Here is a 25768-nt window from a genome sequence, read left to right as displayed (position 1 = left end):
TCACAGCGCTGCGGGCGGGGCCCCGCAGCGCGAGGATCATGTCCACGTCGGGCAATATCTGTGTTCGTGGAATGAGAAATAAGTGCGGGGCACGGCGAGTATTCCCAGGGCGCCGGGCGGAGGGAAATTATCGAACGTACAGGCCCGGTCGCACCGTGCTACTGTCGATCTCAGTTGCAGGTGTGGTTGCCAGAAGGTTTTTTCCGACGGGTTGATCATCACGGCGACAAAGGAATTCGCACACGGCGAATTCCCGACACCGTCTCCGAAGGAGAAATAAAATGGCTACTGGCACCGTGAAGTGGTTCAACGCGGAAAAGGGCTTCGGCTTCATCGAGCAGGACGGCGGCGGCGCCGACGTCTTCGCCCACTACTCCAACATCGCCGCCCAGGGCTTCCGCGAGCTGCTGGAAGGTCAGAAGGTGTCCTTCGACATCGCGCAGGGCCAGAAGGGCCCGACCGCCGAGAACATCGTTCCCGCCTGACACCGGCGACGCGTACTTCGCAGCTGGGGCCCGCACCTCTGGGGTGCGGGCCCCGGCTCGCTGTGTTTCAGGGCAGCGCGAGGACATACTCGCCCCCATCGTTTTTGGCTCGTCTCGAGATTCTCTGCGCCGCTCCACCGCTGCGGGAATTCCTTGATACGTGCCTCATCAAGGAAGGTTCCGCATGAATCGTGCCCGCACATCCCGATCGACCCGTTCCGGCGGCGGCTACGGCGGCTCCGGTGGCTCCGGCAACTCCCGCGGCTATGACCGCTTCGGTTCCGGCTCCGGTTCGAGCTCCGGCTCCGGCGGCTCCGGCCGCTCCGGTGGTCCGCGCCGCTCCAAGGGCTCCGGCGGCCGTCCGTCGGGCCGGACCGTCATCCAGGGCGAGTTCGCGCCGCCGAAGACGATCACGCCGGGACTCCCGGCCGTCGAGGCGTTCGCCGAACTCGACATGCCCGCCCGCCTGTTGGAGACGCTCGGCAACCAGGGCGTGACCGTCCCGTTCCCCATCCAGGGGGCGACCCTGCCGAACTCCCTGGCCGGCCGTGACGTCCTGGGCCGTGGCCGCACCGGCTCGGGCAAGACCCTCGCCTTCGGCCTCGCGCTCCTGGCCCGTACGGCGGGCCGTCGTGCTGAACCGCGCCAGCCGCTCGCCCTCGTGCTCGTCCCGACCCGCGAGCTCGCCCAGCAGGTCACCGACGCGCTCACTCCGTACGCCCGTTCCGTGAACCTGCGTCTGGCCACCGTCGTCGGCGGCATGTCCATCGGCCGCCAGGCCGGTGCGCTGCGCGCCGGGTCCGAGGTGGTCGTGGCGACGCCCGGGCGGCTGAAGGACCTCATCGACCGCGGCGACTGCCGGCTGGACCAGGTCGCCATCACCGTCCTCGACGAGGCCGACCAGATGGCCGACATGGGCTTCATGCCCCAGGTCACCGCGCTGCTCGACCAGGTGCGCACCGACGGGCAGCGGATGCTGTTCTCGGCCACCCTGGACCGCAACGTCGACCTGCTGGTCCGCCGCTACCTGCACGACCCGGTGGTCCACTCCGTCGACCCCTCGGCGGGCGCGGTCACCACGATGGAGCACCACGTCCTGCACGTGCACGACGCGGACAAGCACCGGACGACCACCGAGATCGCGGCGCGGGACGGCCGCGTGATCATGTTCCTCGACACCAAGCACGCGGTGGACCGGCTGACCAAGCACCTGCTGGCCAGTGGCGTCCGCGCCGCGGCCCTGCACGGCGGCAAGTCGCAGCCCCAGCGCACGCGCACCCTCGCCCAGTTCAAGACCGGGCATGTGACCGTGCTGGTCGCCACCAACGTGGCGGCGCGTGGCATCCACGTCGACAACCTCGACCTGGTCGTCAACGTGGACCCGCCCAGCGACCACAAGGACTACCTGCACCGCGGCGGCCGTACGGCCCGCGCCGGCGAGTCCGGCAGTGTCGTCACCCTGGTCACCCCGAACCAGCGGCGCGACATGAGCCGGCTGATGGCCGCGGCGGGCATCACTCCCCAGATCGCCCAGGTGCGCTCGGGCGAGGCGGAGTTGAGCCGTATCACCGGTGCCCAGGCACCGTCCGGTGTCCCGGTCGTCATCACCACGCCGACCGCGGAGCGTCCCCGTGGCGCGTCCTCCTCCTCGTCCCCGTCCCGGGGCCGTCGGGGACGCCGGGGACAGGGCGGTCAGGGCGGTCAGTCCGGCCAGGGCCAGTCCTCGGGCGAGGCCGCGCGCCGCAGGACGCAGCGCCGGTCCCGCTTCGACTCGGCCGCCTGACCTCCGCGCCCGCTGATCCACCACGACGAACCGGTACGGCCCCTGAACGCGGGGCCGTACCGGTTCGTCGTGTGAGCGCGGTCAGTTGGTGAAGGTGACGTACTTCCAGGCGCCGTGGGTCGTGGAGTTGACGCTGTCGCCCGAGGAGCCGTTGACGTACGACGAGCGCATGCGGGCGCGGATGCCGGACTCGCCCGGTGCGTCCAGGGAGACGGCCGACTTGCCGTTGGCGGCGAGGGCGAAGTACTCCGAGCCCGAGTCGTACCAGGAGCCCTGGTAGTAGACCTGGAGCTGGAGGCGCTGCTTGCGGCCGGTGTAGTAGTTCATCGTCGTGGTGAACAGCGGGGCGGTGTTCTTGCGGAAGTAGTAGTACGTCGTGGAGCCGATCCTGCCCGTCTTGTAGTGCTTGGAGACGGAGGTGGAGATCTTCGCCTTGGCGTACGCCGTCGACTTCACGGTCTTGGAGGCGTACCGGGCGTCGCCGGCGAAGACCGCGGTGACGGTGGTGTCCCGGGTCATGTCGACGGTCGCCGTCAGGTTGCCCCGGGAGTTGACCTTGCCGGTCTTCAGCAGCTTCTTCGGCTTGTCGGTGCCGAAGGGGTCCGTGTAGATCGCGACGGTGCGGTTCTTGTACGTCGTACCGAGGTGCGCGGTGAACGTGACGTCCTTGCCGTACGCGTACAGCTTGCCGTTGTTGTTCAGGGTCAGCGCGGTCGCCTTGCGCGAGACGTCCACGGCGTCGGAGCCGGAGGCGGCGGCGTGCGTGGTGTCACCCGCGTAGGAGACCTTGTAGGTGACCTTGCCGCCGGCGGGCGGGGTGTCCGTGAAGGAGAAGCCGCCGTCCGCCTTCGTCTTGGCCGCGGCCAGCGTCCTGCCGTTCGGGGACTCGACGTCGGTGCGGGTCACCTTGAGGGCGGTGCCCGCGGGGACGTTCGTCTTCGAGGTGAGCCTGCCGGTGACGGTGAGCTTCTTGGCGCGCTCCGACTTGGCGGGCGCCGACACCTTCAGGGTGGGCAGTTCCTTGGTGGGGTCGGTCAACGCGCGCAGGGTGTGGGTGCCGTGGCTGTTCACGGAGACGGCGAAGACGCGGCTCGCGTCCGGCGCCCAGGCCAGCGCTCCGTCCACGAGGGTGTCGGCACCGCTGTGGTCGCCGGTGTTGGGGAAGTCGTACTCCCGCGTGGGCGCCGGGTCGCCGGGCCGGTGGATGTGGACATCGGGGTCGTACCAGGAGAAGCTGCCGCCCGCGACGCTGCCGTCGGGCGCGACCCGGACGGCGTTCGGGTAGGCGCCGACGGGGTAGCCCTGCTGGGCGGCGAGGTCGGTGGTGGAGTAGGCGCCGACGCTGTAGTTCGGGCCCCACGAGGTGAGGACCTGCTTGCCGTCGGGCGTCAGGTCGATCTGCTTGACGCCGCTGTCCGTGCTGCCCTCGGCCCGCAGCGTGGCGCCGTCGGCCGTGACGTCGTACACGGCGAGTCCACTGTTGCCGCCGGCCGCCAGGACGCCCGGGACGGCCGGGTCGGAGGCCAGGAGCGATCCGGAGCCCTGGGCGAGGCGGACGACGGGCTCCGCGCCGGAGATGTCCAGCGAGCCGAAGTTCGTGCCGTACGAGAACCAGATCCGGCCGTCCACGACCTCCAGGTCGGAGGGGGCGGCCGCGCCGAGCGGGTAGCTCAGGGTGGGTGTGGCCGTCTGCGTGTCGACGGTGACGATCCGGTTGCCGTCCTTGACGGCTCCGTACAGCTGCCCGGAGTCGGCGGACAGGGCCAGGCCGGTCACCCCGGGCATGCCGGTGAGCGTGGCCCTGACGCTGCCCGCGTAGTCGGTGATGACGATCTTGCCGCTGGTCGGGTCGGATATGTAGACCAGCCGGTGGAGCCCGTCCACGACCATGTCGCCGACCGACTTCACCGGCAGGACCTTCGCGGAGTCGGCCGCCGCCGGACCCGCCGTGCCGGCCACCAGGGCCGCGGAACTGAGGACGACCGCGAGTGCCGTCGCGATCGAGATGCTGCGCGTGCGCACAGTGATGTGAACCCCCACGGAAGACGCCCGGTGGTCACCGGGCGGAAAAGGAATGGGCCGCGCGTCCCCCCTCGCACCGATGGAACGGGTGCGTGGACGCCGCCGCGGATGCAGCGTATGGCATGGAAGTGACAATTGAGGGCTGAAATAACCGCTGCCCGGTGACGCGCGGCCCGGCGGCCCGGTCGGCCGACGGTGTGGACGCAAAGGCTTGTCGATCTTCCGGGAAACGAGGCGGCTCGGCCCCAATTCCCGTGCGGGGGCCCACGCCACCCCATACGATCCCTCTCGCCGCTCGTACACCAGTACCCATCGAAGGGCATCGTGTGCGGGCATCCGAACGGGAGGGACCACTTGACCATGACCATCGGCGCGAGACCTCGCGCCGTCCTCGCTGCCCTGGGCACCCTCGGGCTGGCGCTGACCGCGGCCGTGTCACCCGCGAGCGCGGCCGGCGGGACGCCCACCACCCCGACCCAGCTGTTCAACGGCTACCGGAACTGCTCGACCGACGCGGACCGGCCCTCGTACCGCTCGGCCCACGAGGGTCTCGTCGTCATGGGCATCCCGGGGACCACCGACACCTCCGCCGACCCCCTGATGGGCGTGCGCTACCAGGTCTGGCCGGTCAGCGACCCGACGCAGGTCACGACGGTCGCCCGGGACCGTGTCTCCCCCGGCTTCGAGGCCCCCGTGACCCTGCCCGCCAGCGCGCTCGCCGACGGGCAGACCTACGCCTGGCAGGCGCGGTCGGTGATCGGGGACGCGGTCTCGGACTGGACGGCCCCCTGCTACATCACGATCGACAACACCCGCCCGGCGAACGCGCCCACCATCTCCTCGCCGAACTACCCGCCGGAGGGCTGGACCGAGGGCGGCGAGCCGGTCGAGTTCACGCTGGGCGCGAACGGCGCCGACGACGTCGAGGGCTACGAGTTCTCCTGGCAGCAGGACCTGCCGGTGATCGGCGTCAGCATCGGCGAGTACGGCATTCCGCAGCCCGTCGACCCGTACGAGAACACGAAGTACTTCAAGCGCGCGGACACGCTCGGCGGTTCGGCCACGCTCAAGCTGATCCCGCCGTCCGGCTCCGGTCCCATGACCCTGTGGGTGCGCAGCCTGGACCGGGCCTACAACGGTTCCGCGACCGCCAGTTACCGCTTCTACGTCGGTTCCGCGGGGCCCACCATCACCCCGTCCGTCCCGAATCCCGAGTTCGGCGAGCCGACCGATTTCACGTTCCGTCCCGACCCGGGGCTCCAGGCGAAGAGCCCGGTCGTCAGCTACTCCGTGCAGACCGTCGGCGGCCGGAACGACCGGACCTTCGAGATCCCCGCGGACGCGGACGGCACGGCGACGACACGGCTCACCCTGGACGGCGAGTACGGCGAGAGCCTCCAGGTCTCCAGCAAGAGCGCGAACGGCTGGGTCAGCGACCGGACATGGTGGGGCGTCAGCTACGACACCACCCCCACCGTCACCTCCGCCGCCTACCCCGAGAACGGTTCGAGCGGCGGCGCCGGCGTCCCGGGCACCTTCACGTTCACCCCGAAGGTGAAGGACGTCGTGAGCTACACGTACACCTTCAACAACGGTGACCCGGAGGTCACGGTCCCCGCGGCCGCCGACCACACCGCGAGCGTCGACTGGACCCCGCCCACGGACGGCTGGTACGACCTCACGGTGTACGCGACGACCGGCTCCGGCCTCAGGACGGCGTCCTACGACTACTACTTCACCGTGAACTGACGACCGACACCTCGGGTCGGCCCCGGCACCCCCCATGGGTGCCGGGGCCGACCCGTTCGGTTCACCACGTGATTCGGTTCACCACATGATGGCGTCGTCCATCGACTGCTGCCAGTACGTGACCTTGAGGGAGTCGTCGACGTAGACGCCCTTCGCGGGCAGCGACGGGGTGGCGCCCTTGCCGACGCTTTCGAAGCCCGAGCGGCCCTGGAAGTAGACGGCCAGGGACTTGGCGGTGTAGCCGTTCGAGGCGCTGCCGTCGGTGGCGGACAGGCTCACGGAGGCGTAGCCGGACTCGCCCGGCGCGAGCGTGACGACCGCCTGCGGCTGCGACTCCTCGATGACCGGAGGCACGGACTGGGCCTGGCCGAAGCGGACGGCCGGGTAGCCGTAGAGGTGGCAGGCCTTGCTGCCGGTGTTGGTCACCGTGAGCAGCATGTGGTTCACGGGACGGTTCAGCGGGGCCGCGACCGTCTTGGTGACGGACCCCTCACAGGTGACCGCCTTGCCGGAGGCGGCGGGCGCCTTCGTCCCGGCGCTGTGCGCGGTGTCACTCGAACCGGCCGAGACCTGCTGGGCGTTGGAGGACCCCGAAGAGCCCGTGCCCGTGGACCCCGTCGTCCCCTTGGAGTCCGACGAGCCGGTGGTGCCCCCGGCGTCGGAACCCGTGCCCGGGGAAGAGGCGCCGGTGGAGGGGCTCTTGGACGTGGGCGCCGTGGAGTTGGTCGAGGCGGCGCCCTCGTCGGTGGTGCCCGTTCCGTCACCGCACGCGGTCAGGGAGAGCGCGGCGAGAACGACGGTCGCGGCGGCGCCGACGAGACGGGTGCGGGAGGTGCGGAGGTTCGACATGCTCAGGTGCCCCTTCGATGTTCGGGTGGCGTGGGTGATTGGATGACCGAAGCTTGTGAGGTGATCCGTCCCAACCGCCACGCACAGCGGGGAGTTGGGGACGCTGGAACACCGAAACGCGCTCTGACCAGGGCGAACACCAGAGCCCTGGAACGCGCGACTGGGACACGGGGGGATGAGAGGAACAGGTGTCGGAGGCAACAGGGGCGAGGGAGACCGAGGAGTTCGCGCGGCTGCTACGGGAGCTCAAGGACCGCTCGGGACTGAGCTACGGGACGCTCGCCAAGCGCCTGCACATGAGTACGTCGACACTGCACCGCTACTGCAACGGCACCGCGGTCCCCGTCGAGTACGCACCGGTGGAGCGCCTCGCGAGAGTCTGCCGGGCGACCCCGCAGGAGCTGGTGAACCTGCACCGGCAATGGATCCTGGCGGACGCGGCCCGCGGACGCAGGACGGAGCGGGGCGGGAGCGACAACACGGCCGAGGCCGCGTCCGAGCCGGAGACGGTGACGGAGGCAGAGGTAGGGACAGAGCACGGTGACCCGGTCGCCGTCGTGACGGCGAGCGAGCCCGCGCCGCCCCGCCCCTCCTCCTGGCTCCGCCGCCGCCGTACCGCGCTGATCGCCACCGTCGTGGTGGCCGCGGTCCTGGGGGCCGCCGTGTACGCCCTGCGTCCGACGTCCGCCGGGGACACCACCTCGGTGTCGCCGATCGCCGGTGCCACGGACGACGGCGAGACCGGGAAGCCCTCCGCCTCCCCGTCGCCGAGCCGGAGCGGACACAAGCCGTCCCCCTCGGCCTCCGCGTCCCCCACCAGGACGGCCGGTTCCGGGGGCGGCGGAACCGGGGGCGCCGGATCCGGCGCTTCCGGGGGCGACGGCGGGCAGAGCGGCGCGGACCGGCCCGGCACCGCCGTCCCGCTCACCGTCGGCGTGCGCCCCTACGTCTACGACAGCCCGTGCAGCCAGCGCTTCCTCGTCGACAGCGAACCCGAGCACGTCGGCCCGCCGGCGCCCGAGCAGGACGCGCCACGCTGGGCGGCCGCGTACGGGGCGGTCTCCTCGGACGAACAGCGGGTCGCCCTCACCGTCCAGGGCACCGGCGAGGACACCGTCGTCGTGGAGGCGCTGCACGTGCGCGTCCTCACCAAGGGCGCGCCGCTCGCCTGGAACGACTACTCGATGGGCGTCGGCTGCGGAGGCGGCGTCGAGACCAGGTCCTTCGACGTCGACCTCGACAGCGGCAGTCCCACGGTCGCCGTGAAGAACGGCCAGCGCGACTTCCCCTACAAGGTCAGCGAGTCCGACCCGGAGGTCTTCTACGTCACCGCCCACACCAAGGCGCACGACGTCCGCTGGGACCTCACCCTGGACTGGTCCAGCGGCAGCCGCCGCGGCACCGTCCACATCGACAACGACGACACCCCGTTCCGCACCAGCGCCGACGCGGACCGCCCGGGGTACGACTATCCGCTGGGCGGCGGCGAGTGGATCGAGCGGGTGGGCTGATCCGGGTCCGCCGGGCAGGCCCTACGCGGCGATGACGGCGACCCCGGTCCTGCCGCCGTCGACGTCCACCACGGTGCCGTGCACGAAGGCCGCTTCGTCGCTCGCCAGCCAGACCGCGGCGTGCGCGATGGCGTCCGGTGTGCCGACGCGGCCGGCCGGGGTGCCCTTCATCATGACCTCGCCGGGATGGGGCTCGGCGCCTTCCGGGGCCGGCGGGAGGATCACGCCCGGTGAGACGGCGTTCACCCGGACGCCCATCGGCCCGAACTCCGCGGCCCAGGCCCTGGTGAGCGTCTCCATGGCGCCCTTGGTGGAGCTGTAGAGCGCGCCGAGCGGAACGCCGAGGCGGGCGATCCACGAGCCGAGGTTGATGATCACCCCGCCGCCTGCCTGCGCCATGGCCGGGACGACGGCCGCGGTGAGGAAGAACGGTGCCTTGACGTTCACGCCGTAGACCTGGTCGAAGGTCTTCTCGTCGGTGGCGATGGTGCCGGGGGCCGGATAGACGCCGGCGTTGTTCACCAGGATGTCGAGCCGCCCGCCCAGCGTCTCGCGGGCGCGCTCGGCCAGGTCCTCGGATGCCGCCGCGCTGCCGTCGAGGTCTGCGGCCAGGAAGTCGGCCCGGCCGCCGGACGCGCGGATCCCTTCGACGACCTGTGCGCCCCGTTCCCGGTTGCGCCCGGAGACGATGACATGGGCCCCCTCGGCGGCGAACGCCTCGGCGATCGCCTGTCCGATGTTGCTGGTCGAGCCCGTGACCAGTGCCGTCCTGTTCCGCAGTCGTGCACTCATGACGCGATCACTCATGACGCGGTCTCCTTGTCTCCCGGTAGTGCGTCTCCCGGTGGTGCGGACCACTGTGCGTCGCAGAAAATGGACCAGCAAGTCCAAACTGGGGAGGCCGCACATGCCACGGACGCCGGACGCCCTGACCGCCAAGGGCCGCGCCACACGGGCGCGCATCGTCGAGGGGGCGGCCGAGGTGCTGCGCGAGCAGGGGGTCGCCTCCACCACCCTCGACGACATCCGCGCCCGGACCGGCACCAGCAAGAGCCAGCTCTTCCACTACTTCCCCGACGGCAAGGACGAACTGCTGCTGGCGGTGGCCCGGTTCGAGGCGGACCGGGTCCTCCAGGACCAGCAGCCGCACCTGGGGCGGCTGGACTCGTGGGAGTCCTGGCGGCGGTGGCGGGACGTGGTGGTGGAGCGCTACGAGGCCCAGGGCGACCACTGCCCGTTGGGGGCGCTGTTCCTCCAGGTCGGGCGGTCCCGTCCGGGCGCGCGGGCGATCGTGACGGAGCTGATGCTCCAGTGGCAGCGGGAACTCGCCCGCGGTGTGCGCGCCCTCCAGTCGAACGGCCTGGTCTCCCCGTCCCTCGACGTGGACCGGACGTCCGCCGCCCTGCTGGCCGGCATCCAGGGCGGCGTGGCCATCATGCTGTCCACCGGCGACTCGACCCACCTCAGGGCGGCCCTCGACGAGGGCATCGCACACCTGCGCGCGTCGGGCCCCGCCGTGAGCGGAAGCCCCGCCTCCTCCTCCGGCCTCGCCCCTTTCGTGGATCGCCTCGATCCGGTGTGACCCCAATGCGGTAGAACGGCAAATTTATACGCGTTGCCTGGCGGGGCGGGCAAATATAAGGTCAACGATTGCGCCCGGAAAGGGCGTTGGCGTTTTCCAGGAGGGGAAATGAAGAAAGCGGCACAGTTGGGGCTTCCCGTGGCGGGGGCCATGCTGCTCCTCGGCGTGGCGACAAGCCCCGCCCAAGCGGCCACCCATTCCGGTTCCTGCTCCACCACCGGCGCGTCCGGTTCGTACTCCGTCAGCGGCTGGGACTATCCCGACGCCGGCATACCCGACGTGAACCTCAAGGTGAAGGACACCCTCGCCGACGACCACCACGTCCGCGTCCGGCTCTGGGTCGCCTACGCCGACGAGGAGTACGCCTTCCCCTGGCGCGCCAATTACGACGGAAACGGCACCAGCAAGTCGTGGGACACCCATGTCTCCGGCCCCGGGAACATCTTCGGCGTAAAGGTCGAGGTGGCCCGGTTCGAGGGCGACAGGAAATTGAACTACTGCACCTCGAATTGGTACCCGTAGCGGACTAAGCCAGTAGACGAAGCAGTAGAGGAGCAGTAGAGAAGTAATAACAGGCGAATCCCCGGACCCTGCGGAAAACCGCAGGGTCCGGCTGCGGAGAACCGCACCACGTTCAACGGCAATCCTCATTCCCGGGCTGATCCGCCGGTTCCTAGCGTGGTCCATGGATCGCGGCACCCGTCCGCGGTGACCTCGCGCAGCCTGGAGACTCTCGCATGGACCTCATGACCCTGGCTCTGGCCCAGGAACCCGCCGGCGGAATCGCGGGATGGGCGGCCGACCTCGTGGACGCCATGGGCGGCCCCGGCGCGGGTCTCGCCATCGCCCTGGAGAACCTCTTCCCGCCGCTGCCCAGCGAGGTGATCCTCCCGCTGACCGGCTTCGCGGCCGGCCAGGGCGTCATCAGTCTGTTCTCGGCCCTGTTCTGGACCACGCTCGGCTCCGTGGCCGGCGCCGCCGTCCTCTACTGGATCGGCATGCTGTTCGGCCGTGAGCGTATGTACGCGATCTGGGCCGGGCTGCCGCTGGTCAAAGTGACTGACCTGGAGCGGACCGAGGAATGGTTCCGCAGGCACGGCACCAAGGCCGTCTTCTTCGGCCGTATGGTGCCGATCTTCCGCAGCCTGATCTCCGTGCCGGCCGGCCTGGAGCGCATGCCGATGCCGGTCTTCCTGCTGCTCACCACCCTGGGCAGCCTGATCTGGAACTCGGCGCTCGTGCTGTCCGGCTACTGGCTGGGCGACCGGTGGGACCTCGTCGAGACCTATGTCGGGGTCATCAGCAAGGTCGTCCTCGTCCTGGTCGCGGTGGCCGTGGTCCTCTACGTCGTGGTCCGTCTGCGCTCCCGCGGCTCCGCCCAGCACCGCCGTACGTCGTGACGAGACCCCTTCGCGTCCCGGTTCGCATCCCGGTCCCCGTCCCGGTCGAGCGATCTTGCCCCGGGTGCGCCGCCGGGCTAGCCTCGGCGACCGTGCAGGGGGACTCGGCGGACTTCACCACCCGGCCCCTCCCGACGGCGCCCGGACCCGCGCGTCCGGGAGGAGATCCTCCGCCGACGCCACCGGCGGCGCTGCCCCGGCGAGCCGCCGGTGTCCTGTCGGGCTGTGCGACCGCGTCACTGGGGCTGCTGTACTTCGCCGTCGTCGGCACCCTCCTCGGCCCGCCGCTGCTGTGGCCGCGCACCCGGCGCCACGCCCTAGTCGTCCTGACCGCCGGGGCCCGCCGGCTGGTGAGGCTCGAACGCCGCCGCCGTTCGGCCTTCTTCGGGGACAGCTTCCCCGACCGCCCGGTCCCCGACCACCGCATCCTGCGCTACCTCGCCACCCGTACCTACGCCGGTCTGCTCACCGCCGTCGTGCTCGGTCTGCTCGGCTTCGGTGTCGTGCTGGCGGGGCTGCTCGTCGCCGCTCTCGCCCGGGGCACGCTCGGCTGGCGGGAGTTGCTCACCCAGGCACTGCTCGGCGGGGTGCTGCTCTTCCTCGACGTACAGGGCCTGGTGTCGCTGGAGGCGTTCGACGCGCGGCTGGCACGCGAGTACTTCGGTCCGTCGGAACGCGAGCTGATGCAGCGGCGCATCGACGAACTGGCCACCAGCCGGGCGGCGGTGCTCCAGGCCGTGGACACCGAGCGCCGGCGCATCGAGCGGGACCTGCACGACGGGGTGCAGCAGCGTCTGGTGGCGCTGGCCATGCTCCTCGGACGCGCCCGCCGCGGCCGCACGCCCGAACAGGCGGACAGCCTGCTGGAGCAGGCCCACAGGGAGTCGCAGGACGTGCTGACCGAGCTGCGGGAAGTGGCCTGGCGGGTCTATCCGACGGCGCTGGACAATCTGGGTCTGAAGGAGGCGCTCGCCGGGGTGTCCGAGCGGTGCGACATCCCCGTCCGCATGGACTTCGCCCTCGCCGGACCGCTGCCGGCCTCCGTCGAGACCGCCGCGTACTTCGTCGTGTCCGAGGCCGTGACCAATGCCGCCAAGCACTCGGCCGCCACGGAGATCGTCGTGAGCGTCCGCGCCCACGGCCCTGTCCTCGTCGTCCGGATCGAGGACGACGGCGTCGGCGGTGCGCACCTCACCGGCAGCGGACTGACCGGTCTGCACAGCCGGGTCGGCGCCCTGGACGGCCGACTGCACGTCCACAGCCCCACTGGGGGGCCCACCACGATCACCGCGGAGCTGCCGTGCGGGTAATGCTGGCCGAGGACTCGACCCTGTTGCGAGAGGGGCTGGTTCGGCTGCTCGTCGAGGAGGGGCACGAGGTGCTGGCCGCGGTGGGTGACGGTGTCGCCCTGGTGCGGCAGGTCGAGGCCCAGCCGCCGGACATGGTCGTCGTCGACATCCGGATGCCTCCCACCCACACGGACGAGGGGCTGCGGGCGGCGCTGGAGATCCGCGAACGGTGGCCCGGCGTCGGGGTCCTGGTGCTGTCCCAGCACATGGAGCGCAACTACGCGGCACAGCTGCTGACGTCGAGTGCGGAGCGGGTGGGCTATCTCCTCAAGGACCGGGTCGCCCAGGTGGAGGAGTTCCTCGACGCGTTGGAGCGTATCCAGGCGGGCGGCGCCGCCATCGACCCGGAGGTCGTACGGCAGTTGGTGATCCGTACGACGCACGGCGACCCTCTGGCCCGGCTGACCCCGCGCGAGCGCGGCGTCCTGGAGACCCTGGCCCAGGGACACACCAACGCGGCCATCTCCGAGAAGCTGCACATCTCCACGAGCGCGGTCGAGAAGCACCTCAACTCGATCTTCGACAAGCTCGGACTCGCGCACACCACGGGCTACAACCGCCGGATCCTCGCCGTACTGCGGTATCTGGAGTCCTGACGGGCGAGGTGCCGGGACGAGGAGGCGGGCCGGCACTCAGTACGACTTCCCGCGCAGCGTGTGCGAACACCAGCCGATGACCGTGGCGTTGGCCAGGGCCCCGAACACGATGGCGAGGATCAGCGGGGCGGCGCCGTCGGGGAGCGCGAGGACGACCAGGCTGGCCGGGGCGGTGGCGAGGAGCGGGACGACCGCCGCCATGGACTCGCCCGAGTCGTCGGTGAGGCTCACCACGAGCGCCCATCCGAGCAGCACGGCACAGAGCGCGAGGTAGATGAGGGCGACGACATCGGTGAGGGCGTGGCGAAGGCGGATGCGGAGGCGGCGGAGACTTCGGCCGGACTTGGTACCGGTCACGACGGTGGGCTCCTCTCAGGTTCTCCTGGGTCGGTTTCCCCCTGGATCGGCCCACGAACAGGGCGGCGTACTCCGACCGGATGTCGGTGTACGCCGCCCTCGGGTGGGACGCGGTGCGGGAGTGGCCCGCGCGGTCATGGCGGTTACTTCGGGTCGGCGTTGAACTTCGCGGTCGACCAGAAGTAGCCGAGCACCGCGAGGCCGAGGCACCAGGCGACGGCGAGCCAGCCGTTGTGGCCGATCTCGGTACCGAGGAGCAGGCCGCGCAGGGTCTCGATGGCCGGGGTGAAGGGCTGGTACTCGGCGATCGGCTGGAACCAGCCCGGCATCGCGTCGATGGGCACGAAGGCGCTGGAGATCAGCGGCAGGAAGATCAGCGGCATCGCGTTGTTGCTGGCCGCCTCGGCGTTGGGACTGATCAGGCCCATCCCGACGGCGATCCAGGTGAGCGCCAGGGCGAACAGCGCGAGCAGTCCGAAGGCCGCCAGCCACTCCAGGACGGTGGCGTCGGTGGAGCGGAAGCCGATGGCGACACCGACTGCGCCGACGAGCACCACGCTGATGATCGACTGGAGCACGCTGCCGACGACGTGCCCGATGAGCACCGACCCGCGGTGGATCGCCATCGTACGGAAGCGGGCGATGATGCCCTCCGTCATGTCGTTGGAGACGGACACCGCCGTCCCGATCGTGGTCGAGCCGATGGTCATCAGCAGCAGCCCCGGGACGAGATAGGCGACGTAGTCGGAGCGGTCACCGCCGCCGATGCCCGCGCTCATGGTGCCGCCGAAGACGTAGACGAAGAGCAGCAACAGCATGATCGGCGTGAGCAGCAGGTTCAGGGTGAGCGACGGGTAGCGCCGGGCGTGCAGGAGGTTGCGGCGGAGCATGGTGGAGGAGTCGCGGACGGCGAGGGCGAGGGAACTCATCGGGCGTTCTCCTTGGACTGGGTGGCCTGGGTGGGCTGGGCGGGCTCGTTGATGTCGTTGGGCTGGCTGGTCTGGTCGGTCTGGTGTGGGATGCGGGCGTCGCCGGTCAGGGCGAAGAAGACGTCGTCGAGGTCGGGGGTGTGGACGGTCAGTTCGTCGGCCTCGACTCCGGTGGAGTCCAGCCAGTCCAGGATCGAGCGCAGTTCGCGCTGGCTGCCGTCGCTGGGGAGCTGGAGGGTCAGGGCGTCGTCGTCCGGGGCGGCCTCGCCCAGGGCTGCGGCCGCGGCCCGGTAGGCGGCCGGGTCGGTGAAGCGGAGCCGGATGTGGCCGCCGGGGATGAGCCGCTTGAGTTCCTCCGCGGTGCCCTCGGCGGCGATCTTCCCGTCGTTGAGGACGGCGATCCGGTCGGCGAGTTCGTCGGCCTCCTCCAGGTACTGGGTGGTGAGGAAGACGGTGACGCCGCCGGTGACCAGCTCGCGGATGATCTGCCACATGGTGTGACGGGAGCGCGGGTCGAGTCCGGTGGTGGGCTCGTCGAGGAAGATGATCCGCGGGTCGCCGACCAGGGTCATGGCGATGTCGAGGCGGCGCTTCATGCCGCCGGAGTAGGTGGAGGCGGGCTTGTGCGCCGCCTCGGTGAGGTCGAAGCGTTCCAGCAGTTCGGCGGCGACCCGCCGGCCCTCGCTCCGGGGCAGGTGGTGCAGGTCGGCCATCAGGAGCATGTTCTCCTCGCCGGTGATCAGTCCGTCCACGGCGGAGAACTGCCCGGTGACCCCGATCGCGGCCCGTACCGCCTGGGCCCCGGTGGCCAGATCGTGGCCGCCCACCTGGGCCCGGCCGCCGTCGGCGGAGATGAGCGTGGACAGGATCTTCACGGCGGTCGTCTTGCCGGCCCCGTTCGGCCCGAGCAGCGCGAACACCGACCCGGCCGCAACGTGCAGGTCGACGCCGTCGAGGACGGTCTTGTCGCCGTAGGACTTGCGCAGCCCGTTCGCCGCGATGGCCCAGGTGGTCATGGTGGTTGCTCCTGTGGAGAGGCGGTGGCGGGGTCAGAGACTGCGGGCGGTGATGTCGCCGTGCGAGGTGGTCGCGCGGATGCGCAGGCCGGCCGCGGCGCCCTCGGTGTTCTTGAGCGCGTTGTGGACCCGGCCGTACGAGGTGCTGGCGTCCAGGGAGGCGGAGGCGTCGGGGGCGGTGTCGATGGAGATGTCGCCCATCTGGGTGGTCAGTACGACCGTGCCGTCGACCGCCTCGGTGATCCGGATGTCGCCCCGCTGCGTGCTGATCTCGGCGGGGCCGGTCAGCCGGCCGACCGTGACGTCACCGTCGGCAGCGGTGAGGCGGACGCTCGCGGCCTCGTCGATCTTTACGGCACCGGAGGCGCCCTCGAAGACGACGTCACCGAGGCGTCCGACGGCCCGGAACTCGGCGGCGGCCGCCTTCGCCTCGACACCGGAGCCGGCCGGCAGCTGGACGGTGACCTCGACGGAACCGGAGGGACCGAAGTACTGGTTCTTCGCGGCCGGGGCCGCGATCCGCAGGACGCCGTCGCCGTCGCCGTAGGTGACCTCGATCTGTTCCGCGGCCTTGGCGTCGCGGCTCTTCGCGGCGTTCGCGGGCCGGACCTCGACGGTGGTGTCGGCCCGGTCGGCGGCGATGAACCGGATGCTGCCCGCGGGGATGTCGAGGACGGCGGCGATCGGGGCGGGGGTCTGGAAGGTCTGCATGGTTTCTCTCCTGCGTTCGTTGTCGTTGTCGTTGCCGTTGCCGTTTCTGACTCCGCAAAAGCTACGTTGCGTTCGCGGATCCTTCAACAGCTTCGTTGCACTCAATCGACATTGACGCAGGTAAGAGCTGCAATTTCATTGCAATGAATCAAAATCTAACGCAACAACAGCTAGGTGTAGCGTTGCAATGAGATGCCGGTGAAAGCTATGCTGACGGCAGCAAGGAAGCACAGAGAGAGATAGACGGGAGATCACGGTGCCGGGAGGCAGACTCACCCAGCAGGAGCGCCAGCAGATCGCGTCGGGGCTGGCCGACGGCCTCGCCTACGCGGAGATCGCCAGACGTCTCGACCGCCCGACCTCGACGATCACGCGCGAGGTGATGCGCAACGGCGGCCCCACCACCTACCGCGCCGACCTGGCCCACCGCGCGACCGAACGCCGTACCCACCGGCGCAGGCAGACCGCGCCCCGGGGAGCGCAGGCACCCCCGCAGGCCCACGGGCGGGACGCCGAAGCCGTACGGGAGTACGAGGAGGCGTTCACCACCCTGCTCATGCAGCAGGGCCTGCCCAAGATGATGTCCCAGGTGCTGACCTGCCTCTTCACCACCGACGCGGGCAGCCTCACCGCGGCCGAACTCGTCCAGCACCTCCAGGTCAGCCCGGCGTCCATCTCGAAGGCGGTCGCGTTCCTCGAAGTCCAGGGCCTCGTCGCCCGGGAACGCGGCGAGGGCCGCCGCGAGCGCTACCTCGTCAACGACGGTGTCTGGTACGACTCGATGATCGCCGCCGCCCGGTCCAACGCCGAGCTCGCCGACACCGCCCGGCAGGGCGTCGGCGTCCTCGGCGCCGGCACCCCGGCCGCCGTACGCCTGGAGAACATCGCCCGCTTCATGGACTTCGTCGGCGAGAGCATCACCCGCGCCGCGGAACAGGCCCGCGACGTCCTCTACGCCAAGCCCGCCACGCCCCCGGCCGAGCCGACCCCGGACCACTGAGGGCCGCCCGGCCTGCCGAGGCGCAGGTCAGGCGTGCCGTCTCGCTCCGGCGCACCCTCACCTCTCTCCACCCCACCCGGCCCCGAAACCCCTGGTCAACGCTACGAGGCCCGGCGCGGCCCGCCGAGCGGCCGTGACCGTCCAGATCCCGACAGGGCAACGGTTGTGGACGGGCGCAGCGAACGGGATGGTTGTGGCCGCATACTGGAGTCAATGACTAAGCCCGCTGCTCCGAAGCGCCATCTGCCCACCAGCCCCTTCAAGGCCCCGGTCGCACCGCCCCCGAAGCACTTCGAGGTAGGCGACCAGGTCACTCACGACATGTACGGCCTCGGCCGGGTCATCGGTATCGAGGACGGAATCGCCGCGCTCGTGGACTTCGGTTCCTCGCGTATGCGGATCCTGAGCCCGTACACCAAGATGACCAAGCTGTAGCTGTAGCACCTGTAGCACCGCTGTGCCCGGTCACGGCACACCAGGCCCTTCCCTGGACCTGAAACGAAAGGCAGACCTCCCATCGACCCGACCTCGCTGTTCTCCGCGCCGGAAGGACAGTCCCGTTCTTCCAGCGCGGAATTGCCGCCTCCCACGACCAACCCGTTCCAGGCCCCGGACTTCGGCGACGACGAGTCCTACCTCTTCGAGGACACAGAGGGGTCCGACCTGGATCTGCGGGCGGTGACGGGGGGCTGAGCGGCCCGGCACGACGGTGAGGCTCGCCTGCGAGCACACCTGAATCACGTCTGAGTCCCGTCTGAGGCTGGCCAGAAGCACGCCTGAGGCATGCTTGAAGTACCTCTGAGGCATGCCTGAAGTACGTCTGAAGTACGCCTACGGAAGCCGCTCCCGCCGCTCAGCGCATCGCCGCGTCCATGAGCAGGTAGAGCAGTCCGACGAGCGATCCGCTGCTCACGATCTCGCGGCGGTCGATCATCCCCCGAACCTCGGAGAGGGGAATCCACTCGATGCGGTCGGACTCGTTCCTCTCCGTGGGCGGCCCGGCGTAGATCGCACCGTCGATGCGGAAGACGTGGTGCTGCGAGTCGGTGATGCCGTTGGCCGGCTCGGCGTACACGAGAGGCTTGACGGGACCGGCGCGCCACCCGGTCTCCTCCAGGACTTCACGCACCGCCGCCTCCCCCGGCGTCTCCCCGTCCTCCACCAGGCCCATGGGCAACTCCCAGGCCCACGAGTCCGTGATGAAGCGGTGCCGCCACATCATCAGGACTTCCCGACGGTCATTGACCACGGCGGCCACGGCCAGGTGCCGAAGACGGACGACGTGGTACTCCCACCTGTGCCCATCCGGCTGCTGGACGTCGACCAGACACAGGTTCACCCACTCGTTGGTGTGGATCCGCCGTTCACCGTGGGTCTTCCATTCCATGCCTGGGGTTCCTTTCGACCGGTCGCCGGGGGCGTGGAACGTGCCGCGGGCGGAGGCGAGTTGGCTCCCGTTCCCGGCATCCCCTCATCCCGTGCCTTCGAACCCGACTTCCGGGACCGGCGACCATCTCGCCACACAACTTGCCCACTCGTCTATATGAGTATGCTTGTTGGGGCGTACGAGTTCTTGTTGGGGCGTACGAGTTACCGAAGAGAGCTGCACGACGTCCGGGGAGCGCCACTGTCCCACCCGTCGGGCAGGATCCGGTCATGCTGATTGCCACGAGCGCCCGGGGTCACACCGTGAAGCGCCCTTCGAAGCCTGCGATAGGCACCATGCTCGCCAACCTGGGGCGCGACAACGAGCACATGGTGCTCGAACGACAGGACGAGGACCTCCCAGGCGACTGGTACATCCAGGTCCTGCTGCGCGAGAACAACACGTACCAACTGGAGTACCGGGACGGCGTTCCCGCAGAGCACTACCAGACGCAGACCATCTCTCAGGAGAAGGTGCTCCGGGCGCTGCTCGGCTGGGCGGCTGACACATCGGGCTGGCGAGAAGACTTCATGTGGAACAACATCAGTTCCATGTTCGAGCCGTCCGCCCCTGAGGACACGGACGAGCCGACCACCTAGCATCCGTCCACTCCCGGTCACGAAATCACGTGGCCGGGAGCTGGTACGACAGGACGTAGGCGTCCGCCGCCATGACCGTGTCACAGACCTCCACGGCTCTCCCCTCCGTGTCGTACGCCGTGCGGATCAGGTGGATGACGGGCACGCCGGAGGCCAGCCGGAGCGTCTTGACCTCGGTGGGGGAGGGCATCCGGGCCCGGATCTGTTCCTCGAAGTGGTCGAGGTGGTGGCCCAGTTCTTCGAGGCGGGCGTAGATGCCGCCGGGGCCGGGGTTGGGTTCGGCGATCTGGGTGCCGCGGGCGATGTCGAGCGGCAGGTAGGAGGTGGCGAACTCGACCGGCTTCCCGTCGAGCAGGTACCGGCGCCGGCGGGCGAGCACACGTCGCACCGAACCGAGGCGAGTGGAGATGTCCTGGCTGGCCTTCTCCTCCTTGACCTCCAGACTGTCGACCTGGGGGTGACTGCCGGCGGCGTCGGCTTCCACGATGAACGCGGACTTCCCTTGCTCACGGTGACGCCGGGCGAAACGGTCGGAAGCCAGTCGTCGGACTGGGGGACGCGGTCGTACGAAGACGCCCTTGCCGTGCTCGGCGTGCACCAGACCCTCGCCCTGGAGGATGGAGAAGGAGTTTCGAACCGTCATACGGGAAACTCCGTAATGCTCGACTAGCTCCGCCTCGGAAGGCAGCTTTTCCCCCTCCTTGAACCGCCCACGGTCGATGGCCTCGCGCAGCTGGTCAGCGATTTGCCGGAAGACCGCACGATCACTCGTGGGGTCGAGATCGCCGAGAAGGCTCGGAAGAGACGTCACATGTACTCCTTTAGATATCTAGACGAGTGGGCGAGTGTTGTTGCTACGGTGGAGAGCCTAGCCATCCGAGAGGGCCGAGGAACGTGAGCACTGACCGTCCGCACTCCGTGAGCGTTGCCGGAGTCATCGTCGACGACCAGGACCGCGCCCTCTTGATCAAGCGCCGCGACAACGGCCACTGGGAGCCCCCGGGCGGAGTCCTCGAACGCGAGGAAACCATCCCCGAGGCCCTCCAGCGCGAAGTCCTCGAAGAAACCGGCATCAAGATCGCACTTCCCGCGACACTCACCGGCATCTACAAGAACATGACGGGCCTGATCGTCTCCCTCGTCTTCCGCTGCGAAGCCGCCGACGGCACGCCCACCACCGGGGACGAGACCCGCGCACTGCGCTGGGCCACTCGTGAAGAAGTCACCGAACTCGCCGACGAGGCATACGCGATCCGCGTCCTTGACGCTCTGGACGCGGCATCCCCGCCGGCCATCCGCGCCCACGACGGCGTGAAACTCGTCTAGCCCGAACCCGCTGCACATGGCGGCCTACCAGCACGAAGGAACTTGTATGCACGAGTATACGAGCACCGCCCGGGTCTGGGGCCTCACTTGCCCAGGATTTCCGGAAGAGGTCAGCCGGGCCCGCCGCTGGACGAGAGACATCCTGCGCGGCTCGCCCCTGGCCGACGACGCAGAACTGATCGTGAGCGAGCTGAGTGCGAACGCGATCCTCCACACGGCCAGCGGCATGGAATCCGGCAGCTTCCACCTGGCCCTCGCAGTGACCCGGCAGGTGATCGCCCTGTCGGTGACGGACGGCGGAGGAACCGGCACAGCCCCCAAGGCCGAGCACCAGGACGCCGAGGCCGAACACGGCCGGGGCCTGGGCATGGTCACCGCACTCGCCCACCGAGTCGTGGTCCACGGCAGCGAGGGCGGTTACACGGTCACCGCGGAACTGTTCACCGGCACCCGACCGGGAGACCACCTGTGCTGAACGGCGAAGCCCGCCGGGGCTACTGGTGCGAGTGCTGGACGGAAGAACTCACCGACGAGGGCGAGTTGGTGTTGCGGGCGTCCTTCGACGCCTACTCGGCACCCCAGGCGGACAGGTGGGTTGCCGTCGCGCTGCGCACCATCTCTCCGGCGTTCGACCCGGAGGCATCCGAGCAGGCATGGCAGTGGCTGTACGACGGCCGCATCGCGACGAGGAAAGCATTGCTGCGCGCCGAGCCCAGTACGGTGACGGTCACCCAGGCTCGCATTCGCATCACCTGGACGATCCGACCGGTGCTCTTCTTACCGTTGGCCCACCGCCAAGGCATCGAACTCCCAGCCTGCGCATACGTCTTTAAGCCTGGAGCCCTTGAACACCCGTCCTAAGGGCTGTCCCGCAAGTGATCTTGATGTGCGATGGTCTTGGGCTGTGGCTGGTGCGATCACGGCGTCGGAGCCGTCTTGGATAGCCCCGTTCACCGGGCTGAGCCCGCGCACCTTCGGCAAGTTGGTGACTCAGCTGCGCCGAGAGGGTGCCGACGCGCCGGGCCGTGGTCGGCCCTGGAAGCTCCCTCTTCAGGACCGGGTGCTGCTTGTGGCCGCTTACTGGCGCACTAACCTGACACTGAGGCAGCTGGCGCCGTTCGGGGTGTCGAAGTCGGCGGCGGACCGGGTCATCGACCACCTCGGACCGAAGCTCGCGCTCCCGCCGCGGCGCCGATTTCGCGCGAACGCCGTGCTGATCGTGGACGGCACCCTGGTGCCGAGCCGCGATCACAGCGTGGCCGAGCAGTCAAAGAACTATCGGCATTCGACGAACCATCAGGTGGTCGTCGACGCCGACACCCGGCTGGTGGTCGTGATCGGCCGTCCACTGCCGGGCAACCGCACGACTGCCGTGCCTGGGCCGAGTCCGGCGCGAAGGACGCCGTCGGGAAGACCGTAACGATCGCCGACGGCGGCTACCGCGGAACGGGACTGGTCATCCCTCACCGCCGCAGCGCGGACGAAGAACTCCCCGGCTGGAAGCAGGCGCACAACAAAAGCCACAAACAGGTCCGGGCCCGCGTCGAGCACGTCTTCGCGCGCATGAAGACCTGGAAGATCTTGCGTGACTGCCGCCTCCGCGGCGACGGCGGCACCACGCGATGCGCGGCATCGCCCGCCTGCACAACCTCAACGTCACCGGATAGGCGAACGAGCCGGCCCACGGCCGGTCCCGGGTCACTTCATCTGCCGGCGGGCTTGTTTCACCTCGCCGTCGATGGCCCAGGCGTCGGCCACCGGTCCGAGGTGGCCGAGCTTGTCGGGGTTGATCACCGAGCGGATGGTCTGGATCTGCCCGTCGAGCACGTCGAGGGCCAGGGCATGGAGGACCCTGCCGTCCCTGTCTCGGAAAATGGCGCCGGGCTGGCCGTTGACCTCGTGCGGCTCGAACGTCACGTCGATCCGGGCCAGCAGCGGGAAAACGGAGGCCAGCAGCCGGGCCACGTTCTCGGCGCCGATGACGGCCCTGGCCAACTGCGGGGCCTTGCCGCCGCCGTCCCCGACCATCTGCACGTCGGCGGCCAGCAGATCCCGCAGGCCGGCGACATCGCCTTCGCGGAGGGCGTCGAAGAACCGCGTCGCCAGCTCCTGCCGCTCCTGACGGTCCGCTTCGAACCGCGGCCGCCCGGCCTCCATGTGCCGCCGCGCCCGTACCAGCAGCTGCCGGCACGCCGCCTCCGAACGCCCCACCGCCGAGGCGACGTCGTCGAACCCGAAACCGAACACCTCCCGCAGCACGAACACCGACCGCTCCAGCGGGCTCAGCCGCTCCAGAAGCAGCAGCGCCGCCATCGACACCGAGTCGGCCAGCTCCGCCGAGCGCGCCGGATCCTGGTACGGATCACTCAGCAGTGGCTCGGGGAACCACGGGCCCACGTACTCCTCCCGCCGCACCCGCGCGGAGCGCAGCACGTCGATCGAGATCCGCGTCACCGTGGCGGACAGAAACGCCTTGACCGACGTGGGAAGGGTCGTCGAGCCATCGAAGCGCAGCCATGTCTCCTGCACCGCGTCCTCGGCCTCGCTCACGCTGCCCAGAATCCGGTAAGCGATCGAGAAAAGCAGTGGCCGCAGCTCCTCGAACTCGTCGACCTTGTTCACGCCGCATCCCCCTTGAGATCTTCCCGCCCGGCCGTATCTCCCGGCGCGGGCCAGTTCTGGTGATCTTGCGGTCCGTCAACGGGGCTGTGCAACACCCCCGCGCCCGGGGTGACAGTGCCCCGGGCGGCTCATCGATGGCCAAATCAGTGGAACTGCCCGACCTCGTAGTCGCCGGCCGGCTGCTGGGCGATGATGTTCAGCCGGTTCGCCGTGTTCATGAAAGAAACCAGGACCACCAGGGCAGTGAGCTGCTCCTCGTCGAAGTGCTTCGCGGCACGCGCCCAGACCTCGTCGCTGACCCCGCCGGCCGCGTCCGCAACCCGGGTCCCCTGCTCCGCCAGCTCCAGCGCGGCACGCTCGGCCTCGGTGAAGACCGTGGCCTCCCGCCACGCCGCCACCAGGTTCAGCCGCACCGGGGCCTCCCCGGCAGCGGCGGCCTCCTTTGTGTGCATGTCGATGCAGACGGCGCAGCCGTTGATCTGGCTCACGCGCAGGGCCACGAGTTCCTGTGTCGCGGCCGCCAGCGGCGAGTCCTTGAGCGTCTTGCCCGCCGACATGAGGTGCTTGAGGGCTTTTGCGGCGGTCGGGCTGGCGAAGTAGTTCAGTCGCGCGTCCATGGTGTGCTCCTCCGTGCTCGTCGGTGGCTACACCCCCTGGGACGAGACAGCCCGACGCCCTGTGACACGGACGCGTGTGATCCACGTCTCCCCGAACTCGGATGTTCGGAGATGTCACATGCGGGGGCGCTGTCTCGTCCCAGGGGAAGCAGGAATCCTCGATCAAGGAGCTGATGATGAACCTCGCACTCTGGATCATCGCCGGACTGATGGCCGCCGTCTGCCTGACCGGCAGCTCCAAAATGTTCGTGCCCAAGGAGAAGCTGGCCGCCATGGGCGGCACCGCCACCCGATGGGTCGAGGACTTCAGCCCTGGTGCCCTCAAAATCATCGGCGCCATCGAGCTCCTGGCCGCGGCGGGCCTGATCCTGCCCGCCGCGCTCGACATCGCACCGGTCCTGGTACCGCTGGCCGCCACCGGACTGGTGCTGCTGTTCGCCGGCGCGCTGACCATGCGCCTCCGCCGTGGCGAGAGAGTCACGATCGCGGGCGACCTGGTCTACCTCGCCCTGGCCTTCTTCCTGGCGTGGGGCCGTTTCGGCCCCGAGTCCTTCACCGGCTGATCACCCAGGTCGGCGTGAGCCGGTTGCCGAAGGCGCGCGGGCTCACCCCGGTGCACGGACTCCAGCACGGCTCCGGTGCCGTGATCACACCAACCACAATCCGAGATGTCGCAATCAAGATCACTTGCGGGACAGCCCTTAGCGACCCCGCCGCACGACAGCCTCGGTCTTCTCAACCCAGTCGAGGTACCAGTCAGCGAATAATCCGACCTGCCCGAGGGGACTGAACCGCCCGTCGCCTGGACGCTCGTCGAGCCACACTTGCCCGCGCTGTGGGCCAGACACGACCAACCAGTGGAAGTAGCCGCAGCCTTCGTGACTGAGGCACACAGCGCCGGACAAGAACCAGTCGGACAGCTTCTCGTCCTCCTCAAGCCAGGCGCGGTACGCCGCGTCGAAGGCTGCTTCGTCCTCGAAGTGGGACGCGACGGGCTCCTTGCGCTCATGCTCGTCCTGCGCACGCACGGTCTCTTCCACATCCGGGAAGGGAAAGCGCAGTCGCTCGTGGACGGTGCCGCCGCCGGGGTCACTCCACAGCCACCCGGCATCTGTGCGGGACAGGGTCGTGAGTCCATAGAAGGGTCCTGCACCGCCTGCGCCGACTTCGAGGAGGAAGGCCCGGTATTCCTCAGGCAGCGAGACACCCCACTGAGCCTCTACCTCGGCGACACTCGCCTCCGAGAGCGGATCAGCAAGCCGGAAGTGGTGCCCCGTTCCCCCGGACTTGCCCCACGCTCCAAAGACCTCCCGCGCCTTGTCAGCACGGGCCAAAATCTCCACCCGCTCTCGGACACCGCGCCAAGTCATCGCCCCCATGCACCGAAGCGTAAGGCAGTGGATCTACGCCAGGCGGGCACACAGGCAAGCCGAGGCAAACGGTATCGAGGCAAGACAACCAGCCTGCTCGCCCGTGTCTAGTCCCAGGTGATGCCTGACCAGCAAGCTCCGAAGTGACACCCGGCGACCGTGCACTTGCGACAGGCCCGCAGCGTCTCAGTTTCCGTCTCATTCAGCTCAGTTCACGTCCGTTCAGTGCAGACCCGAAGCTGTCCCGACGTCAACGACAGGTCGTCCATGAACGCAGGTGAACGCCGCTGCACCCACAGTTGGAAAGCGTGCAAGTGCCCCATGCCCAGGTTCGGATGCTTGCAAGTCATGTTGACGTGAGCCTCGCGAGTTCCTCATGGAGGAGTGGTTCGTTCAGCCAGAACGAGCGATGCGGTCGCCGTGTGAGTGATGAGTCCGTCAGTGATAGCGACGACAGGGAGTTCCAGCG

At 69.4% G+C, this 25768-nt stretch carries 28 protein-coding genes and 1 pseudogene; 17 read left to right on the top strand and 12 right to left on the bottom strand.

What is annotated here, in order from left to right:
• Nucleotides 1-281: 281 nt before the first annotated feature.
• Both SLINC_RS23765 and SLINC_RS23760 read left to right on the top strand, forming a co-directional pair.
• Complete coding sequence (locus tag SLINC_RS23765) at nt 282-485, top strand: cold-shock protein (protein ID WP_004986771.1); 204 nt, start codon at nt 282-284, stop codon at nt 483-485.
• A 184-nt stretch (nt 486-669) separates the two neighbouring features.
• The gene (locus SLINC_RS23760) at nt 670-2268 is read left to right on the top strand and encodes a DEAD/DEAH box helicase (RefSeq protein WP_067436685.1); all 1599 of its coding nucleotides are present in this window, start codon (nt 670-672) and stop codon (nt 2266-2268) included.
• Nucleotides 2269-2349: 81 nt separating this feature from the next.
• Here SLINC_RS23760 and SLINC_RS23755 read toward each other — a convergent pair whose 3' ends face one another.
• Nucleotides 2350-4290, bottom strand: coding sequence for a hypothetical protein (locus SLINC_RS23755; RefSeq protein WP_067436682.1), 1941 nt, complete (start codon nt 4288-4290; stop codon nt 2350-2352).
• Nucleotides 4291-4650: 360 nt separating this feature from the next.
• Here SLINC_RS23755 and SLINC_RS23750 point away from each other — a divergent pair, with 360 nt between their 5' ends.
• On the top strand, nt 4651-6039 hold the full coding sequence (locus tag SLINC_RS23750) for a hypothetical protein (protein WP_067436679.1): 1389 nt from the start codon (nt 4651-4653) through the stop codon (nt 6037-6039).
• A gap of 78 nt (nt 6040-6117) precedes the next feature.
• Here the strand turns inward: SLINC_RS23750 and SLINC_RS23745 are convergent, their stop codons facing one another.
• Nucleotides 6118-6888, bottom strand: a complete 771-nt coding sequence (locus SLINC_RS23745) for a DUF4232 domain-containing protein (RefSeq protein WP_067436677.1) — start codon at nt 6886-6888, stop codon at nt 6118-6120.
• Between the two features lie 188 nt (nt 6889-7076).
• Here SLINC_RS23745 and SLINC_RS23740 point away from each other — a divergent pair, with 188 nt between their 5' ends.
• The gene (locus SLINC_RS23740; RefSeq protein ID WP_067436674.1) at nt 7077-8399 is read left to right on the top strand and encodes a helix-turn-helix domain-containing protein; all 1323 of its coding nucleotides are present in this window, start codon (nt 7077-7079) and stop codon (nt 8397-8399) included.
• A 21-nt stretch (nt 8400-8420) separates the two neighbouring features.
• Here SLINC_RS23740 and SLINC_RS23735 read toward each other — a convergent pair whose 3' ends face one another.
• On the bottom strand, nt 8421-9191 hold the full coding sequence (locus SLINC_RS23735) for an SDR family NAD(P)-dependent oxidoreductase (RefSeq protein ID WP_067436671.1): 771 nt from the start codon (nt 9189-9191) through the stop codon (nt 8421-8423).
• A gap of 115 nt (nt 9192-9306) precedes the next feature.
• On the opposite strand from SLINC_RS23735, the gene SLINC_RS23730 reads away from it, so the two are divergent.
• The 5 genes from SLINC_RS23730 (at nt 9307) to SLINC_RS23710 (ending at nt 13326) form a co-directional block, all read left to right on the top strand.
• Entirely contained in the window at nt 9307-9981 is a 675-nt protein-coding gene (locus tag SLINC_RS23730) for a TetR/AcrR family transcriptional regulator (protein ID WP_067436669.1), read from the top strand.
• 108 nt (nt 9982-10089) lie between these two features.
• On the top strand, nt 10090-10503 hold the full coding sequence (locus tag SLINC_RS23725) for a hypothetical protein (RefSeq protein ID WP_067436666.1): 414 nt from the start codon (nt 10090-10092) through the stop codon (nt 10501-10503).
• 215 nt (nt 10504-10718) lie between these two features.
• Nucleotides 10719-11381 carry a DedA family protein gene (locus SLINC_RS23720; protein WP_067436664.1) on the top strand — a complete coding sequence of 221 codons (663 nt, stop codon included), beginning with the start codon at nt 10719-10721 and terminating at the stop codon, nt 11379-11381.
• Between the two features lie 92 nt (nt 11382-11473).
• Nucleotides 11474-12691, top strand: coding sequence for a sensor histidine kinase (locus SLINC_RS23715; RefSeq protein WP_079164685.1), 1218 nt, complete (start codon nt 11474-11476; stop codon nt 12689-12691).
• On the top strand, nt 12691-13326 hold the full coding sequence (locus tag SLINC_RS23710) for a response regulator (protein WP_067436661.1): 636 nt from the start codon (nt 12691-12693) through the stop codon (nt 13324-13326). The genes SLINC_RS23715 and SLINC_RS23710 overlap by 1 nt, the downstream gene beginning before the upstream one ends.
• A 36-nt stretch (nt 13327-13362) precedes the next feature.
• Here SLINC_RS23710 and SLINC_RS23705 read toward each other — a convergent pair whose 3' ends face one another.
• From SLINC_RS23705 to SLINC_RS23690, 4 genes are all read right to left on the bottom strand, one after another.
• Nucleotides 13363-13683: an SCO4225 family membrane protein gene (locus tag SLINC_RS23705; protein WP_067436658.1), complete on the bottom strand. Its 321-nt coding sequence runs from the start codon at nt 13681-13683 to the stop codon at nt 13363-13365.
• A 143-nt stretch (nt 13684-13826) separates the two neighbouring features.
• Complete coding sequence (locus tag SLINC_RS23700; RefSeq protein ID WP_067436656.1) at nt 13827-14612, bottom strand: ABC transporter permease; 786 nt, start codon at nt 14610-14612, stop codon at nt 13827-13829.
• Nucleotides 14609-15628 (bottom strand): ATP-binding cassette domain-containing protein, encoded by a 1020-nt coding sequence (locus tag SLINC_RS23695; protein WP_067436653.1) that lies wholly within the window; start codon nt 15626-15628, stop codon nt 14609-14611. The genes SLINC_RS23700 and SLINC_RS23695 overlap by 4 nt, the downstream gene beginning before the upstream one ends.
• Before the next feature lie 33 nt (nt 15629-15661).
• A complete protein-coding gene (locus SLINC_RS23690) occupies nt 15662-16339 on the bottom strand; it encodes a DUF4097 family beta strand repeat-containing protein (protein WP_067436651.1) in 678 nt (225 codons plus the stop codon).
• A gap of 256 nt (nt 16340-16595) precedes the next feature.
• Between SLINC_RS23690 and SLINC_RS23685 the strand changes: the two genes are divergently transcribed.
• Together SLINC_RS23685 and SLINC_RS23680 are read left to right on the top strand one after the other, a co-directional pair.
• Complete coding sequence (locus SLINC_RS23685; RefSeq protein WP_067436648.1) at nt 16596-17339, top strand: helix-turn-helix domain-containing protein; 744 nt, start codon at nt 16596-16598, stop codon at nt 17337-17339.
• A 213-nt stretch (nt 17340-17552) separates the two neighbouring features.
• Nucleotides 17553-17774: a CarD family transcriptional regulator gene (locus SLINC_RS23680; RefSeq protein WP_067436645.1), complete on the top strand. Its 222-nt coding sequence runs from the start codon at nt 17553-17555 to the stop codon at nt 17772-17774.
• A 418-nt stretch (nt 17775-18192) separates the two neighbouring features.
• Here SLINC_RS23680 and SLINC_RS23675 read toward each other — a convergent pair whose 3' ends face one another.
• Entirely contained in the window at nt 18193-18726 is a 534-nt protein-coding gene (locus SLINC_RS23675) for an NUDIX hydrolase (RefSeq protein WP_067436643.1), read from the bottom strand.
• Between the two features lie 335 nt (nt 18727-19061).
• Here SLINC_RS23675 and SLINC_RS23670 point away from each other — a divergent pair, with 335 nt between their 5' ends.
• Nucleotides 19062-19364 (top strand): hypothetical protein, encoded by a 303-nt coding sequence (locus tag SLINC_RS23670; protein WP_067436640.1) that lies wholly within the window; start codon nt 19062-19064, stop codon nt 19362-19364.
• A gap of 25 nt (nt 19365-19389) precedes the next feature.
• Here SLINC_RS23670 and SLINC_RS23665 read toward each other — a convergent pair whose 3' ends face one another.
• Nucleotides 19390-20175 (bottom strand): GntR family transcriptional regulator, encoded by a 786-nt coding sequence (locus tag SLINC_RS23665; RefSeq protein ID WP_067436637.1) that lies wholly within the window; start codon nt 20173-20175, stop codon nt 19390-19392.
• A 107-nt stretch (nt 20176-20282) separates the two neighbouring features.
• Here SLINC_RS23665 and SLINC_RS23660 point away from each other — a divergent pair, with 107 nt between their 5' ends.
• From SLINC_RS23660 to SLINC_RS23645, 4 genes and pseudogenes are all read left to right on the top strand, one after another.
• Nucleotides 20283-20690 (top strand): NUDIX hydrolase, encoded by a 408-nt coding sequence (locus tag SLINC_RS23660; protein ID WP_067436634.1) that lies wholly within the window; start codon nt 20283-20285, stop codon nt 20688-20690.
• Between the two features lie 46 nt (nt 20691-20736).
• Nucleotides 20737-21165, top strand: a complete 429-nt coding sequence (locus SLINC_RS23655) for an ATP-binding protein (protein WP_067436631.1) — start codon at nt 20737-20739, stop codon at nt 21163-21165.
• Nucleotides 21159-21551, top strand: a complete 393-nt coding sequence (locus SLINC_RS23650) for a hypothetical protein (RefSeq protein WP_067436628.1) — start codon at nt 21159-21161, stop codon at nt 21549-21551. Before SLINC_RS23655 ends, SLINC_RS23650 begins: the two co-directional genes overlap by 7 nt.
• Nucleotides 21552-21594: 43 nt before the next feature.
• Nucleotides 21595-22357, top strand: a pseudogene (locus tag SLINC_RS23645) (transposase).
• Between the two features lie 31 nt (nt 22358-22388).
• On the opposite strand, the gene SLINC_RS23640 reads toward SLINC_RS23645, so the two are convergent.
• Both SLINC_RS23640 and SLINC_RS23635 read right to left on the bottom strand, forming a co-directional pair.
• Nucleotides 22389-23312 (bottom strand): RNA polymerase sigma-70 factor, encoded by a 924-nt coding sequence (locus SLINC_RS23640; RefSeq protein ID WP_067436625.1) that lies wholly within the window; start codon nt 23310-23312, stop codon nt 22389-22391.
• A gap of 143 nt (nt 23313-23455) precedes the next feature.
• The gene (locus SLINC_RS23635) at nt 23456-23929 is read right to left on the bottom strand and encodes a carboxymuconolactone decarboxylase family protein (protein ID WP_067436622.1); all 474 of its coding nucleotides are present in this window, start codon (nt 23927-23929) and stop codon (nt 23456-23458) included.
• A 176-nt stretch (nt 23930-24105) separates the two neighbouring features.
• Between SLINC_RS23635 and SLINC_RS23630 the strand changes: the two genes are divergently transcribed.
• Nucleotides 24106-24492, top strand: a complete 387-nt coding sequence (locus tag SLINC_RS23630; RefSeq protein ID WP_067436619.1) for a DoxX family protein — start codon at nt 24106-24108, stop codon at nt 24490-24492.
• 138 nt (nt 24493-24630) lie between these two features.
• Here the strand turns inward: SLINC_RS23630 and SLINC_RS23625 are convergent, their stop codons facing one another.
• Nucleotides 24631-25308 carry an SMI1/KNR4 family protein gene (locus tag SLINC_RS23625; RefSeq protein WP_067436616.1) on the bottom strand — a complete coding sequence of 226 codons (678 nt, stop codon included), beginning with the start codon at nt 25306-25308 and terminating at the stop codon, nt 24631-24633.
• Nucleotides 25309-25768: the final 460 nt, after the last annotated feature.

Source organism: Streptomyces lincolnensis (assembly GCF_001685355.1).
GTDB lineage: Bacteria > Actinomycetota > Actinomycetes > Streptomycetales > Streptomycetaceae > Streptomyces > Streptomyces lincolnensis.
This window is presented reverse-complemented; position numbering and strand designations above follow the sequence as displayed.